General features: G+C 67.2%; 11 protein-coding genes. All 11 read left to right on the top strand.

Annotated features, from left to right (window positions below; translation table 11 throughout):
- The 11 genes from AC2YHA_RS00585 to AC2YHA_RS00535 all read left to right on the top strand — a co-directional run bounded on the left by AC2YHA_RS00585 (position 1) and on the right by AC2YHA_RS00535 (position 14,534).
- On the top strand, positions 1-582 hold the full coding sequence (locus AC2YHA_RS00585; RefSeq protein ID WP_487399951.1) for a head-tail connector protein: 582 nt from the start codon (positions 1-3) through the stop codon (positions 580-582).
- Positions 582-929: a phage head closure protein gene (locus tag AC2YHA_RS00580; RefSeq protein ID WP_487399950.1), complete on the top strand. Its 348-nt coding sequence runs from the start codon at positions 582-584 to the stop codon at positions 927-929. Before AC2YHA_RS00585 ends, AC2YHA_RS00580 begins: the two co-directional genes overlap by 1 nt.
- Positions 929-1,465 (top strand): HK97 gp10 family phage protein, encoded by a 537-nt coding sequence (locus AC2YHA_RS00575; protein WP_487399949.1) that lies wholly within the window; start codon positions 929-931, stop codon positions 1,463-1,465. The genes AC2YHA_RS00580 and AC2YHA_RS00575 overlap by 1 nt, the downstream gene beginning before the upstream one ends.
- Positions 1,462-1,857, top strand: coding sequence for a hypothetical protein (locus AC2YHA_RS00570; protein WP_487399948.1), 396 nt, complete (start codon positions 1,462-1,464; stop codon positions 1,855-1,857). The genes AC2YHA_RS00575 and AC2YHA_RS00570 overlap by 4 nt, the downstream gene beginning before the upstream one ends.
- A gap of 15 nt (positions 1,858-1,872) precedes the next feature.
- Positions 1,873-2,067, top strand: coding sequence for a hypothetical protein (locus AC2YHA_RS00565; RefSeq protein WP_487399947.1), 195 nt, complete (start codon positions 1,873-1,875; stop codon positions 2,065-2,067).
- Positions 2,068-2,134: 67 nt separating this feature from the next.
- Positions 2,135-2,584: a hypothetical protein gene (locus AC2YHA_RS00560; protein WP_487399946.1), complete on the top strand. Its 450-nt coding sequence runs from the start codon at positions 2,135-2,137 to the stop codon at positions 2,582-2,584.
- A gap of 99 nt (positions 2,585-2,683) precedes the next feature.
- Complete coding sequence (locus tag AC2YHA_RS00555; RefSeq protein ID WP_487399945.1) at positions 2,684-3,124, top strand: hypothetical protein; 441 nt, start codon at positions 2,684-2,686, stop codon at positions 3,122-3,124.
- Positions 3,125-3,141: 17 nt separating this feature from the next.
- Positions 3,142-3,552, top strand: coding sequence for a phage tail assembly chaperone (locus AC2YHA_RS00550; RefSeq protein ID WP_487399944.1), 411 nt, complete (start codon positions 3,142-3,144; stop codon positions 3,550-3,552).
- 38 nt (positions 3,553-3,590) lie between these two features.
- Positions 3,591-4,076, top strand: a complete 486-nt coding sequence (locus AC2YHA_RS00545; protein WP_487399943.1) for a hypothetical protein — start codon at positions 3,591-3,593, stop codon at positions 4,074-4,076.
- Positions 4,077-4,170: 94 nt separating this feature from the next.
- On the top strand, positions 4,171-9,117 hold the full coding sequence (locus tag AC2YHA_RS00540; RefSeq protein WP_487399942.1) for a phage tail length tape measure family protein: 4,947 nt from the start codon (positions 4,171-4,173) through the stop codon (positions 9,115-9,117).
- Positions 9,114-14,534 (top strand): hypothetical protein, encoded by a 5,421-nt coding sequence (locus tag AC2YHA_RS00535; RefSeq protein ID WP_487399941.1) that lies wholly within the window; start codon positions 9,114-9,116, stop codon positions 14,532-14,534. Before AC2YHA_RS00540 ends, AC2YHA_RS00535 begins: the two co-directional genes overlap by 4 nt.
- Positions 14,535-14,538 lie beyond the last annotated feature (4 nt).

Genomic DNA, 14,538 nt, shown 5'->3' with positions numbered 1-14,538 from the left:
ATGCGCGTCGTCGTCGTCACGCCGCCGGCAGACCCGGTGGTTACGCTCGAAAAAGCCAAGCAGCATCTGAGGATCGACGGCAACGACGACGACGCGCTGATCACCGGCATGGTGGCCGCGGTCACCAACCATATCGACGGTCCGCAGGGCTGGCTTGGTCGCTCGCTCGGCGTGCAGACGCTGGAGCTGCGGCTCGACCACTTCTCCTATCCCGCCTGCCGCTGCGATATTCGGCTCCCCTATGCCCCGGTGATCGAAGTCCTGTCGGTCAAGTATATCGGCAGCGCTGGCGGCGAGCAGACTGTCGATCCCGCCGCCTATGAACTGCTCGGCGACGAAATCGCGCTCGCGTTCGGGCAGACCTGGCCGACCACGCGCGTGCAGCGCGAGGCGATCCGCATCCGCTACCGCGCCGGCTACGAGGAACTGCCGCCCGCGATCACCGCCGCCATCCTGTTGATGGTCGGCGACCTCTACGCGAACCGCGAGGGCGTGATCACCGGTCCCAGCGCCGCCGCCATCGCCGTGCCCATGTCGACCACGGTCGAGGCGCTGCTGACGCCGTTCCGGGTCTTCCGGTGATGGCGTTCGGGGCTGGCCGCTTCGATCGGCGCATTTCGATCCAGCGCCCGGTTGCCGACGACTCCTTCGACGGCGCCGGCGCGGGCAACTGGGCGGAGGTCGCCAAGGTCTGGGCGAACGTGCAGGACAATCTGCCGAGCCGTGGCGAGAATCTCGGTGAAGGCTTCACCAACATGATGCGGCCCGCGCGCGTCCGCATCCGCTTCCGCACCGGCATCACGTCGAACATGCGCTTCGTCCTCGGTGATCGCGAGATGTACATCATCTCGGGCCCGGCGGAGCTCGGCCGCCGCGAGGCGCTCGAATTCGTTGTCGCCGAGTACATGCCCCGTGGGAACCCGGCCTGATGCCGACCGTGACGGGGAAGCGCGAGGTCCGCGACTTCATCGCGCAGGTGCCCGCGAAGATGGACAAGGTCCTGCGCGGCGCTGGTCGCGCGGGCGCCAAGGTGATTTCAGAGGAAATCAAGGAGCGCACGCCATCGGAGGAGGTCCGCGAAGGCCTCCGCACCCGCACGAAGGCGAGCGACGGCCGGATCGTCGTCCGGATCGACCTCAAGCCCGGCTGGGCGCGGTCGGTCGGCACCTGGCTCGAATACGGCACCGCGCCGCACTTCATCACCGTCGACGACGCGCAGCGGGAGGGCCGCAGCGTCAAGCGCATCAACGAGATGCAGAAGGGCAAGGCCGGCTCGCTCGTGATCAATGGCGCCTTCGTCGGCAGCACGGTCTTTCACCCTGGCGCCCGCGCGCACCCCGCCTTTCGCCCGGCGCTCGACATCAAGGAGAGCGAGGCCATCGCCGCGGCCCAGAGCTACATCAACAGCCGCGTCACCCGGTCAGGGATCATCGCGACCGCCGAACCCGAGGAGCAGTCCGAATGACCGGTGCCAGCATCGTCGGCGAGCTGCTGCGCGCCAGCGCGGCGCTCGGCGTCGTCGTGCCCGCCGCCCAGATCAAGGGCGGGCGGTTGCCGGAGGACATCACGCTTCCGGCGCTGCTGGTCCGCACCGTCAGCGTCATTGACCGCCAGCCCCTGAAGCGTGGTGCGACGAACCGCAGGACCGACCGCGTGGCGGTGACCGTGCGCGCGGCCAGCTGGCGCGAGCAGCTCGCCATAATCGAGCTCGTGCGGACGATATGCGCGGGCCGCACCGGCGACGTGGGCGGCGGCAAGCGCGTCTCGATCCTCACCGCCGGCACCGGCCCCGACCTGGACGGACCCGGCAACAGCTTCGAGCAGACCCAAGATTTCCGCGTCAGTTTCGACGCCTAGCACGAGGAGAAGACCGTGAGCGACGCAAAGAAGAAGGGCTTTGCCCAGAGGAATTTCAAGGACGCCGGCACCGGCGAGCGCTTCGAGAGCGGCAAGCCCGTCGAGCTGCCCGCCGGTGTCTATGCCAACTACGAGGCCGCCGGTCTCGTCGGCGACAAGGCGCCCAAGGCGGCCGAACCCGCCACCGCCACCACGCCCGCCAAGGCGTAAGCCCTCCGGCCCGGCAAACGGGCGGACCATCGTCGGCATCGCCGGCTCGCCACCATAGGAGATTGAAATGGGTTCCACGACTGCGGCGGGCTCGACGCTCGCCATCTCGGCCACCCCGCCGGCCACTCAGGACGCCGCCGGCTACGGGGCCCTCGCCGCCACCGAAATCGGCGGCATCGACAAGATCGGCGCGATCGGCGCGTCGTTCGCCAAGGTCGAATTCCAGCCCCTCAAGGGTCCCAAGGACAAGCACAAGGGCTCGGCGGATTACGGCTCGCTTCAGCCCAGCATGGCCTACGACGACGAGGATGCGGGGCAGATTCTGCTGCGCACCGCGGCGGCGGACACGACCTCGAAGCTCTATTACTTCGTCGCCACCTATCCGACCGGCGACAAGCGCGGCTTCGGCGCGCGCGTGTTCGGCGCTCCGGAGACGATCGACAGCGCCGACACCGTGATCACCGCGGCCTCGACCATCGAGATTTGCACCGAGGTCGTGAAAATCCCGGCGGCCTGATCCTTCCATCCGGCGCCCGCGCCGCCGGCAATCCTATGCACTGGCTCGCTCCGCTAGCGCGGGTGCGGGGCGGGTCAGTGCAACCCGCGAGGTAAGATCATGAAGACCAGTGTTTTCGACATCACGACGCAGGCGGTGGACGATACCGCCGTCATCCACGTCAAGAACGCGGCCGGCGAACCGCTCTATGCGGACGCGGAGCGCCAGCTGCCCGTGCAGATCATCATCCACGGCCCCGGCAGCGACGCCTATGGCGTCGTCGAGGCCCGCCAGTCCGCCCGCGCCGTGAAGCGCATGCAGGACAATGACGGCAAGATCACCATGCCGCCCTTCGAGGATCGGCTGCGCGAGACCGCCGAGGACCTGGCCGCGATCACCGTGGCCTTCAACAACTTCAGCTATCCGCCCGCGGGCGACGCGCAGGGCGCCAAGCTGTTCGAGGCGGTCTATCGCGACCAGAAGCTCGGGTTTATCGCCAAGCAGGTGACGAAGTTCGTGGCCGACTGGGGAAACTTCAAACCCGGCTCGGCCGGGAACTAACGCTTTTCGTGCGGCAGATGGCGTGGCTCCATGCCACGCCCAAGCCGCCTGAAGGGTCGCGGCGTGCGAAGAACGCGGACGGGGCGAAGATCAGCCGCCTCGACCAGATGAAGAAGGACGGCATCACCCCCAAGATGCCGCCGAACCCCGCGCCGCACATCATCGCCCGGCTGATCGAAATCGGCATCACCGAGACGACCGGCATGGGCCCCGCGCCGCTCACCTGGCGGGAGATTGACGCATGGTGCAGACGCACTCGCGTCGACCTCCCGCCATGGGAAGCGCGGGTGATCCGCCAGCTTTCCCTCGCGTACATCGCGGAGGGCCGGCGAGCGGAGAACGAAAGCTGTCCGCCGCCGTGGCGCGCCGAGGTCACCCAGCGCGAGCTGGACGTCGCCGAGGCGAAGCTGCGCATGGTGCTCGGCTGATCGTGCGTGTATCGTCGCATCCTCGTGAAGGATTCGATATGCGCGCAATCGCCTTGGCTATTGGTCTTCTGTTCGCATCGCCGACCCATGCGCAAGAGCTTAAGGCTTTTGATTTCATGGGCTTCACGGCGGGCGATCCGGTGCCGCCGGAGAAGTTGAAGAAGTGCGGCAAGGGCGCCCACGTCACGTGCGTCGAAGCTCTTGCCAAGGTCTCGAATGTATATGTCGGATATTCTGTCACCGTCCACGACGGCCGGTTGTCGACTGTTTACATTGATGCCCATCCCAACAGCTATTCCGATTTGCTGCGCGCGTTCACCGCGAAATATGGTGAGCCATGTGAGACGAAGGATGCCGTCTGGAAGAATGCGGCTGGGGCCGAGCTCACCAATCCGACCACCTATTGGTGCTTCAAGTCCGGTAAGTTAATGTTTGCCAAGTATGGTGCGCGCATCGACCGGATGGCGATCTTCTACGAGGACGCCAACAAAGCACCCGAGCGGGCTCCAATTATCAACTTCTGAGTTTCTCGCCGACTGATTGGCGAAATTCACTCGGCCGCCAGGCCATCTCAACCAGCCCCGCTTCGGCGGGGCTTTTTCGTATCGGAGGAACGTCATGGACGACGACACGCCGACCCTCGGGGTGGGTTTCGCGATCGACGCCTCCTACGAGTCCCTCGTCCAGCTCCAGAGCGTGATGGACAGCGCCGAAGCGAAGATCGTCGCCGATGCAGCCAAGATCGAGCGCGCGACCGGCAACATGCTCGACCTGGGCGGAGCGAAGGCCAGCATGATCGCCTTCGGAAACGCCGCGAGCAAAGAAGCCCAGAGCGCCGCCCGCGAGCTGAACCGTGTGGAGCGCGCTGGTGAAACGCTGTCGCGCCAGCTGGAGCGGGATGCCGCCACCTTCGGAAAGACCCGCGAGGAAATCCGCTCGATGAAGGTCGAGGCCGCCGCGCTCGCCGCCGAGCAGCAGGGGCTCACCGAGCTCGCCGCGCGCCTGCGCGCGCAGGAGCAGGCGCTCTACGACGCCAAGTTCGCCGCCGCGCGCCGCGCGCGCTTCGAGGCCGAGGCCGCCGCCGAGGAGGAGCAGCGCGCCGCCGCGGCGGCAGCTGCCGCTATGCAGGCGGAGGCCAATGCCGCCGAGCGTCTCGCCCGCGAGCATGCCGAGCTCGCGGCGATGGTGCGCGGGTCCCACGCCGCGCAAGAGGCCGATGCCGTCGCCGCCGAAAAGATGCGGATGGCGACCGACCCGCTCTATGCCGCGGTGAAGCGCCTGAATGCCGAAATAGCAGAGAGCACGCGCCTCTATCACAGCGGCGCGACCGCACCGGCGGAATATGCCCGGCAGCAGGAGGTGCTCACCCAGCGGCTCAAGCAGGCCACCGACCAGCATAATGCCTCGGCCGTCGCAGGCACGAAGAACGCGCAGTCGCTGAAGATGGTCGCGCTTCAGGTGCCCGACGTGGTGCAGGGCCTGCTCACCGGACAGAAGCCCCTCACCGTCCTGATCCAGCAGGGCGGGCAGCTGGTGCAGGTCGGCATGATGGCCGAGGGCGGACTGCGCGGCATGGCCTCGGCGATCGGCCATGTGTCGAAGGCCGCACTCCTGGCCGTGGTCACCAATCCCATCCTGCTCGGCATCGCCGCCGCCGCCGCCGCGGTTGCGGGCAGCATCGCACTTATGCAGCGCTCGGCCAACGAAGGCGCCGACATGAAGAAGTATGCTGCGTCGCTCGGCCTCACGGCGAAGGAAATCCGCAATCTGGACGACGTGACGGTCACGTTCGGCGACACGACGAAGGCAGTTTTTCAGGTCGCAGGGCGCAATCTGTGGACCGCCATCGGGCCCGCCGTCACCACCGTGTGGGACACGATGAAGGAGTGGCTCTCGTGGCTGGTGTCGGCTGCGAAGACGTCGAGCAACTTCGTGATCGGCGCATTTGTCGGCGGCTACAACGCGATCAAAGCCACCTGGTCGACGCTGCCCGCCGCCATGGGCGACATTTTCTACAGCGCCGTCAATGCTTCTATCGAGGCGATCAACTGGCTGATCCGCAAGTCGGTCGAGGGCATCAACTCGTTCATCGCGGGCGCCAACACGGTGCTCGACAAGGTCGGTCTCCATCTCCCCAGCCTCGATGCGCCGCAGATCGCCAAGGTGAACAACCAGTTCGCCGGAGCCGCGGCCAAGGTCGGAAAGACCTTCCGTGACGAAGTCAGCAAGGCTGTCGGCAGGGATTATATCGGTGAGGGCGCGTCCGCGGTGATCCAGCAGGCCCAGCAGAACGCCCGCGACCGGATCAAGAAGCAGGCGCAGGACAAGGGCTATCTCGATCCCGAAAAGCCCAAGACCGACCGCCACGCCGCGCAGCTCGCGCGCGAGGCCGAGGCCGTCGAGGCCCAAATCCGCAACCTCTATGCGCTCGCCGATGCGTACAAGGTCTCGGGCGCCGCGGCACTGATCGCCGAGGCGCGCGTGAAAGCCGAATCCGACGCGATCAAGAAGCGCGGTGACATCGAGGCGATGGTGGACCGGCAAATCCGCCTCGCCATCGCCCAGCGCGTTTCCGATGCCGCCAAGAGCACCGCCGCCATGCGCGACCAAGCCGATGCGCAGGCGGTGGTCAACGCCATGGTCGCCGCCGGCACCATCCCCGCAGAGCGTGCGGCCGACCTGGTCAAGGACCAGATCGCAGACCTTCCTCTCCTGGCAGCGCTTCAGGCGGCCCAGCAGCGGGGACTGGCGACCGAGGCGGACCGCGCTACGAAGGCGCTCGCGGACCAGCGCGCCGAGCGCGAGCGCCTGCGCAAGGCCGACGAGACTGCCCAGTTCAACCGCGACATGGCTTCGGGAGCGAACCGCCTCGCCGAACTGCGCGAAGAGCTCCGGCTCGTCGGCGCCACGAACATGGAGCGGTTTCGGGCGCTCGCCACCCTGCGGGCGACGCAGGAGGCGGAAGCCAAGTTCAGCGACCCGGCGCTCCGCGCCCAGTACATCGCGCAGCAGGTGCAGATCGCCGAAGCAACGGAGCGACTGTCCGACGCGCAGCGTGACTTGAACGACGCTCTAACGTTCACTGCTGATCGCTGGGACCTGATCGCGGCGAATGTCCAGACCGCCGCTCAAGGGATGGCCGATGCCTTCGGAGGCGTTGGCCAGGCGATCGGCGATGTGGCTTCGATCTATGCCAGTTTCCACGCTAACCGCGAGCGTCTCGACGACGAGCATCGCCGCAAGCTCCTTGAGGCTGGCGGGCGAGAGGCTGCGATCAATCGAGAGAATCAGTTGTACGCGCTCCGCTCGGCCACGTTGCAGGTCGATGCCTATGGCGACATGGCCGCCGCGGCGAAGGGCTTCTTCAAGGAGGGCACGAGCGGCTATCAGGCGCTCCAGCGCGCCGAACAGGTCTTCCGTGCGATCCAGTTCGCGCTGTCGGTCCGCGCGATGGCGCAGGATGCGGCCGAGACCGTCGCCGCGATCGCAAAGAGCGGCGCCCGCACCGCCGCCCATGCCGTGGAGGCGGTCGTCAAGGCGATTTCGTCGCTGCCGTTCCCGCTCAACCTGGCGGCCGGCGCCGCGACTGTCGCGGCGCTCGCCTCGCTCGGCGTGTCCATCGCCGGCTCGTTCGGCGGCGGCGGCAGCAAACCGACCCCGGCCAACACCGGCACAGGCACCGTGCTCGGCAATTCGACCGCGCAGAGCGAGAGCCTGAAGAACGCGATCGACGCGCTGCGCGAGGTCGACACGCTCACCAACAGCTATGCGCGGGAAATGTCGTCGTCGCTGAAGTCGATCGACAGCCAGATCGGCAACTTCGCCGCCGTGCTCGTCCGCAGCGGCGACATCAACGCCTCGGCCGGCGTGACCGAAGGCTTCACGAAGGACACCACCGGCAAGCTGCTGGAGGGCATCATCACCGGCGGCGGCATCCTCAGCAAGATTCCGATCATCGGCGGCATCATCGGCGGGATCGGAAGCCTGATCGGCTCGCTGTTCGGATCGAAGACCGAGGTCACCGGAAGCGGCCTGTATGGCGGCTCGCAGTCGCTCGGCTCCATCCTCTCGGGCGGCTTCGATGCGCAGTATTACAGCGACATCAAGAAGACGAAGAAGTTCTTGGGCATCACGACCGGGCACTCCTATTCGACGCAGTACAGCAACGCGGACCCGGCGCTGGAAAACCAGTTCACGCTGATCCTGCGGTCGTTCAACGACGCCATCAAGGCCGCAGCCGGCCCTCTCGGCGTCGCCACGTCGGACATCGAGGCGCGCCTCAACGGCTTCGTCGTCAACATCGGCAAGATCGACCTGAAGGGCCTCACCGGCGACCAGATTCAGGAGAAGCTCACCGCCATCTTCGGTGCCGCGGCGGATGGCATGGCGAACGCGGCCTTCCCCGGCATCGCCCAGTTCCAGAAGGTCGGCGAAGGCGCCTTCGAGACGCTGGTGCGCGTCGCGTCCACGCTGGAGGCCGTGACCAACACGCTCGACCTTCTCGGCGACAGCGCGCAGCAGATGAGCATCGCGGCCAAGCTCGGGCTGGCGGATCAGTTCGAGAGCGTCTCGGCGCTCAACGATGCGGTCAACGCCTATTTCGAGGCCTATTACTCGAAGGAGGAACAGGCCGCCGCGAAGACCGAGCAGCTCTCGCGCGTCTTCGCCAGCCTCGGGCTCACCATGCCCGCCACGCTCGCCGGCTTCCGGCAGCTCGTCGAGGCGCAGGACCTGACGACCGCCGCCGGGCAGGCGACCTATGCGACGCTGCTCCAGCTCGCCCCGGCCTTCGCCGACCTCCAGAACTCGCTCGCGGGCGCGAAGAGCGCCGCCGACATCCTGAGCGAGCGGCAGGACCTGGAGCGGCAGCTGCTGGAGTTGCAGGGCAACACCGAGGCCATCCGCCAGCTCGACCTCGCCAAGCTCGACGAGAGCAACCGCGCGCTTCAGCTGCAAATCTGGGCGATTCAGGACGCGCAGGAGGCCGCCAAGGCGGCGGACGAGCTGCGACAGGCGTGGCAATCGGTCGGCGATAGCATCATGGACGAGGTGAAGCGCATCCGTGGCCTCTCGGACACGACCGGCGCGACCTCGTTCGCGTCGCTGCTCGGCCAGTTCAATGCGGCCAGCTCGGCGGCGCGCGGCGGCGACATGGATGCTGCCAAGAGCCTGCCGCAGCTGTCGCAGGCCCTGCTCACCGCCGCCGAGAATTCGGCGACGAGCCGGCAGGAGCTGGACCGCATCCGCGCGCAGACCGCCGCGAGCCTCGAAGCGACCTATGGGCTGATCAACAGCCTTGGCAACGGCGCGGCGGCGACGTCGAACGCGGCGTTGCTGAGCGCCGGCCTGACGAGCCAAGCGGCGGCGACGAGCTCGAACGACAACGCGAGCGATCCGCTCACGGCAAAGCTGGACGAGCTCCGCGACGAGCTCGTCCAGCTGCGCGCCGAGAATACCGCCGGCCATGCCGCCACGGCGGGCAACACCGGCGCCATCAAGCGGACGCTCGACAACGTCACCGCCCAGAGCGGCGGTGAGGCAATCTCTGTGGAAATCGCGGCATGAAGGTAGTCGTCAACAATGGCGTGCCGATCGAGCTCGGCACGACCGAAGCGTCGCCGACGATCGGCATTATCGACTATAGCCGCCGGGTGACGGACGATTTCGGCGTTACGACCGTGGTCGAGCGCGGTTTCTCGCGGCGCATGTCTGTTCGGCTCGCTCTACCCACCGAGAACGTCGACGGTATCCAGCGTCAGCTTGCCCAGCTGCGCGCCACGGCTGCGCACTGGATCGCGGACGATAGCCTCGCATGGCTGAGCATCGAAGGATTCTACAAGGACTTCGAGCTTGACCTCGCCGTCCCGCCGCTCAGCTTTTGCACGCTGACGGTCGAGGGGCTGGCGGAGACCGAAGTCGGCGTCGACGACGGCGCCGATCCGGCCCCGGACGGCTCGGCGTCTACCCTGAGGCTGTTGCAGCCCGTCGAAGTGACCAGTGCCATGCTGGTGGCCAGCTCGGTCCCGGAAGCAGACTATGCCGTCTGGGCGGCCGGCACCAACTACGCCGCGGGTGCGCGCGTGATCAGCACGGCCACCCACCGCGTCTACGAGAGCGCGAGCGCGGGAAATGTCGGCCATGATCCCGCCGCCGGCACCGGCGAGTGGATCGACCTCGGCCCGACGAACCGTTGGGCAATGCTCGATCAGGCTGTCGGCACGGCAACGACGTCGGCGGGCAACATCGCGATCACGCTGGACGTCGATGATGTCGATAGTGTCGCGCTGCTCGACGTCGTTGCGGGCACCGTGCGGGTGCAGGCACCGGGATACGATCGAACGCTACCCGTTGCCTCGGGCGCCGCGCTGTTCCTCGATCTCCCGGAGACGGACGGGCAGATCACCGTCACGGTCACCGGGCAGGGGCAGGTGGCGGTTGGAACGCTGCTCGTCGGCCGCGTCGTGTCGCTCGGCACGACCGGAGCCTCCCCGACTGCCGGAATCATCGACTTCAGCCGGAAGGAGACGGACGAATTCGGCGAGGTGACCGTGGTCGCTCGTGCGTGGGCCAAGCGCATGGCGGCGACCGCGCTGATCCGCACGGATGCGGTCGACATCGTGGCGAACCGAATCGCGTCGGTTCGCGCGGTGCCGTCACTGTGGATCGGCGACGAGAGCCTCGACAGCCTCACCGTCTACGGCTTCTTCAAGGACTTCTCGATCGAGGTCGGGGAGAACGTCAGCACCCTGTCGCTCTCGATCGAGGGCCTCTCGGAGGCGACCAAGCCGGGGGCGCTGGCGCCGAACTGGACGGACGTCGTCGACAACGATCCGGACAATCGGCCAAAGCCCGACGACGGCGCGACCGTGGGCGCTCCTGCCGGAACGAATGTGGGCGGCGTGAAGCAGCCGGACGGCAGCACCACGGGCGGCGTTCCGGCGGAACAGGTTCCGGTCAAGCTGGACGAGCTGCGCGTCGATGTCGACGACCTGGTCACGGTCTATGGTGACACGGTGAGCGCCGCAGCGAGCGCCGCTGCGGCGAATACCTACATGACCGCCGCGCAAACGGCGCGCGATCAGGCGCAATCGGCCCGGGCCGCCGCGGACGACGCCAAGACCGCCGCGCTGTCGAGTGCGAATCTCGCGTCCAGCAAGGCGGCCGACGCGGCGGGCTCGGCCTCGGCGGCGGCAGGCTCGGCCGCGACCGCCACCACCAAGGCGACCGAGGCGGGCCAGAGCGCGAGCTCGGCTCAGGCCAGCGCCACGACCGCACAGACCAATGCGGGGAACGCCCAGACCTACGCATCGCAGGCCGCGACGAGCGAGAGCAACGCGGCGGGTTCGGCGAACGCCGCCGCGAGCAGCGCGGGGGTAGCGGCGACCGCCCGAGATAGTGCCGCTTTTACCGCGGCGATGTTGCTTCCTGATCGCTATTCGAGCGCGTCGGACGCCTCGTTCACCAACGCCGTGACCGCAAATCCGGCGACGGCGGCAACTCTGTTGTCCAACTATACGGACCCGAGCGTTGGACCGGTTTATCAAGCGGTCGTCGCCAATTCCCTGCTGGACTTTGCAAACAAGGGTGTTGTGCCCGCGGTAGCAGGGCGAATCTACGAGGTTACGGCCACCTATGAGGTTGTCAGCTTCGCTGGCGGTGGCGGCAATATGTATCTCGCCGTTCGGGGCCTGAGCGCGGCATATGGCGACCTGTTGGATCGGAGCACCGTCTTCCCGATTACCGCGACGGGCGTTTTCACTCGGACCATAATGGTCTCCAACGTCGGCAGCGCCACTGCTGGAGCCTGGCCAGCTGGATCGGTCTGGCTTCGCCCGTATCTGCGCACGAACACCTCTGGGGCGGGGAACTCGGCAACTGTTCGCATCCGCACGTTGTCCATCCGCGACGTGACGGCCCGAGAAGCAGCAGCAGCCAGCGCGAGCGCAGCCTCGACCTCCGCGAGCAACGCCGCGGCGAGCGCCACCACGGCGGGCCAGCAGGCATCGGCGGCTCAACAGAGCGCCACGAACGCCGCGACCAGCGCCGGCAGCGCGCAGACCTACGCCGGCCAGGCCAGCACCTCGGCCACCAATGCCGATGGTTCGGCGCAGGCGGCAGCAGCCAGCGCCGGTGTGGTGGCGAACTATCTGGGGACGGCGCGCCAATATGCCGGCGACGCCTATTTCCAGAATGGGCTCGACGGATGGGCGCGAGACCTCCCCGGAACCTTGGCGCCGCTCGGCAGTGTCGTCACTCGGGCCGACGCGCTCGGCGGCAAATGCTACCGATCCCAGACGGGCACGGCGACCCAGATCATTTCGCGCAAGTGGTACACGATCAACACCGCGCGCCGGTACGTCATTCGCGCACGCTTCCAGACGGTCGGGCCGAATTCCGCTCAGGTCTATATCGGCTTTGCTGGCGAGGATGCGTCGGGCGCGATGGTCGACCACGGTGGGTTCGGCACCTTCCGGTACGCGGCGGAAACCGGCGGATTGTACACCCAAGCGCAGGGCTGGCAGGAGCGCAACGTCACCGTCACCGGCGAGGGGAACGACGCCTGGACCAAGTTCCCTCCGGGGACCAAGCGCGTCCAGCTCGTCGCTCTGCTCAACTGGGGCGCCGCTGCCGCGGGCACGGTGGTCGACCTCAACTATCTCGACCTGTACGATGCCGAGAGCGAGCTGGCCGCAGCGGGCTCGGCGAGCGCAGCTGCAACGTCGGCATCGAGCGCGTCGACCTCGGCGACGAATGCCGGGACGAGCGCCACCAGCGCGGCGCAAAGCGCACAGACGGCCTCTACGGCGGCTGGCAATGCGCAGACGCAGGCCACCAATGCCCAGACCTCCGCGGCCTCCGCGTCGAGCAGCGCCGCAGCCGCGCTGACGAGCATGACGCTCTCCGCCAGCGCTGGCGGTGGGCAGCTCAATGTCGATCCGAAATTCACGCGTTGGTCGGTCGTCAGCGGACTGCCCGACTATTGGAGCGGCGACTACGCGTTCTCGAACGGAGGGACGCTCACGCGGGCCACAGGCGAGAACGGCTTGGGATATGCCGCGCAGATCGGCGCCACCGCCGCGAGCAACGCCTATATCAGCACGACGGTCGGCGACGGCGCTACGCGGATGCTCACTCCCGGCGCCTGGTACGTGGTCGAGGCGGACGTCAGGCTCAACGCCGGGTCCTTCTCGGGCGCGGGCATCCTCTTCCGCGAATTCACTTCGGCCAACGTTGGCGCGCAGGACAACAAGCTGTACTTCTTCACCGATCCCGACAGCACGGGCGCCACGGTCGGCGCCGGGGTGCCAGGCACGACCTATCGTTTCCGCAAGCTGTTCCAGTCGTCCGCCGCGGCATACTGGTTCCGCCTCTATTGCATGGCGCACTGGGATGTCTTCGGCGGCGCCGGGGCAATCGCCGCCGCCAACAACGTCACCTTTGTGCGGGTGGGCGTGCGGCCCGCATCGGATGCGGAGCTTGCAGGCTATCAGAGCTGGGCGGACGTCCGCACGCTCTCCGGCGCCGTGGCCGATATGTACGGCAGACAGAGCGCATTCTGGCAGGTCAACGCTGCGGTCGGCGGGTCGGCGGCAGCGGCGTTCCTGACGGTCCGGGCAGACACCGGCACGCCGGCTGCCGCGCCGTTCACCGCGGTCGCGGCAGGCACGACGGTCGTTGCTCGGCAGGCCTATCGCAGCAGCGGCGCCAACACGGACTGGAACAACGGCTTCGCCAGTGTGGAGACCTATACCGGCAGCGCCTATGCACAGGCCAATCCACTCGCGAGCACGACCTACCAGATGTTCGGATTGTCGGATGCGGCCCTTCCCACCACCGGGGCCAACTTCCACTATGCGAACATCGATTACGCCATCTACTTGCAGAACAACGGCCTGTTCACCGTGTACCAAAGCGGTAGCCTGCAAGCTTCAAACCCGGCATGGTCGTACAACACCAATGACTATTTCTCGGTGCAATATTCGGCGGCCAATGGCGGGACGATCAGCTACGCCAAGAACGGGGTGGAATTCTACAGCATCACGGCTGTCGGCACCGGCAGAACCTTCCGCTTCCTTTCGTCCCTGTACAATGTCGGCGCGACCAACTCAGGGGTTGCGAATGTCGTTTTCGGCCCATCCGGCCCGACGACGGCCTCCAGCGTGGCGATCGGCGCGCGAGAGATTGCCCTTTACAACACCGAGGACGGGACCAACGCCCAGCTCGCGCTGAAGATCACTAACGGCAATGTCGCGCTCGCCGGCAACCTCTATGCTGGCGGGAAGATCATCCAAGGCAACGGCGACGCTGGGTGGGAAGTGGCCCTGCGTCCATCGGTGATCCCGGTCACCGATGGGCAGGTCCTGTCTTGGCCGAACGCGGGGCGCGTGCCGAGCTATAGCTTCAGCACGGTCGGGCTTGCTCCCCTCAACACCGGCGAGACCTATCAGCTCTCGCTGACGGGCCTCTCTGCCACGGGCGCCACCGCCAGCCTCAAGATCAGCGTGCCCGCCACGCCGAGCAGCTACAATATCGGGCCTATGGTGGCCGGCGGCGCAGGGGACCCGCAGAGGGTCATCAGCAAGGGAGCCGCGCAGGATTCGACGACCGGGCAATACCGCTTCGTCGGCACGGCCAGCAACACCGGAACGACCCATATCGTGCTCGATGGCGGGACGAAGACCTATGTCGCCACGATCACGGTGACGGCGACGATCTATGCCAAGCTCGGCGGCACGTGGACGGCAGTCCGCTCGCTCAGCACCACCGAGGACGTGTACGGCACGGCGGCGAACGAGGTCGTCACCGCATATCTCAACATCAACGAGCTGGTGACGATCCCCAACGGCGCCACGGACTTCGGCGCGAGCGGAGGTTCGAGCGTCGGCATCAACAGTGTCCAGTGGACCGGAGCGGGCGCCGGCTCGGGCGTCCGCTCCGCGACGCCGAACGGGCAAACCTGCTCGGTCACCATCACGCCCTGAGGAC

It is taken from the genome of Sphingomonas sp. SRI_018 (assembly GCF_057586275.1).
The sequence above is the reverse complement of the archived record's forward strand: the minus strand, read 5'-3'. Positions and strand labels throughout refer to the sequence as shown.

What these genes read in the sequence shown, in the direction of transcription:
- AC2YHA_RS00585 (WP_487399951.1), top strand. Translation starts at nt 1, where the DNA reads ATGCGCGTCGTCGTCGTCACGCCGCCGGCAGACCCGGTGGTTACGCTC.
- AC2YHA_RS00580 (WP_487399950.1), top strand. Translation starts at nt 582, where the DNA reads ATGGCGTTCGGGGCTGGCCGCTTCGATCGGCGCATTTCGATCCAGCGC.
- AC2YHA_RS00575 (WP_487399949.1), top strand. Translation starts at nt 929, where the DNA reads ATGCCGACCGTGACGGGGAAGCGCGAGGTCCGCGACTTCATCGCGCAG.
- AC2YHA_RS00570 (WP_487399948.1), top strand. Translation starts at nt 1,462, where the DNA reads ATGACCGGTGCCAGCATCGTCGGCGAGCTGCTGCGCGCCAGCGCGGCG.
- AC2YHA_RS00560 (WP_487399946.1), top strand. Translation starts at nt 2,135, where the DNA reads ATGGGTTCCACGACTGCGGCGGGCTCGACGCTCGCCATCTCGGCCACC.
- AC2YHA_RS00555 (WP_487399945.1), top strand. Translation starts at nt 2,684, where the DNA reads ATGAAGACCAGTGTTTTCGACATCACGACGCAGGCGGTGGACGATACC.
- AC2YHA_RS00550 (WP_487399944.1), top strand. Translation starts at nt 3,142, where the DNA reads ATGGCGTGGCTCCATGCCACGCCCAAGCCGCCTGAAGGGTCGCGGCGT.
- AC2YHA_RS00545 (WP_487399943.1), top strand. Translation starts at nt 3,591, where the DNA reads ATGCGCGCAATCGCCTTGGCTATTGGTCTTCTGTTCGCATCGCCGACC.
- AC2YHA_RS00540 (WP_487399942.1), top strand. Translation starts at nt 4,171, where the DNA reads ATGGACGACGACACGCCGACCCTCGGGGTGGGTTTCGCGATCGACGCC.
- AC2YHA_RS00535 (WP_487399941.1), top strand. Translation starts at nt 9,114, where the DNA reads ATGAAGGTAGTCGTCAACAATGGCGTGCCGATCGAGCTCGGCACGACC.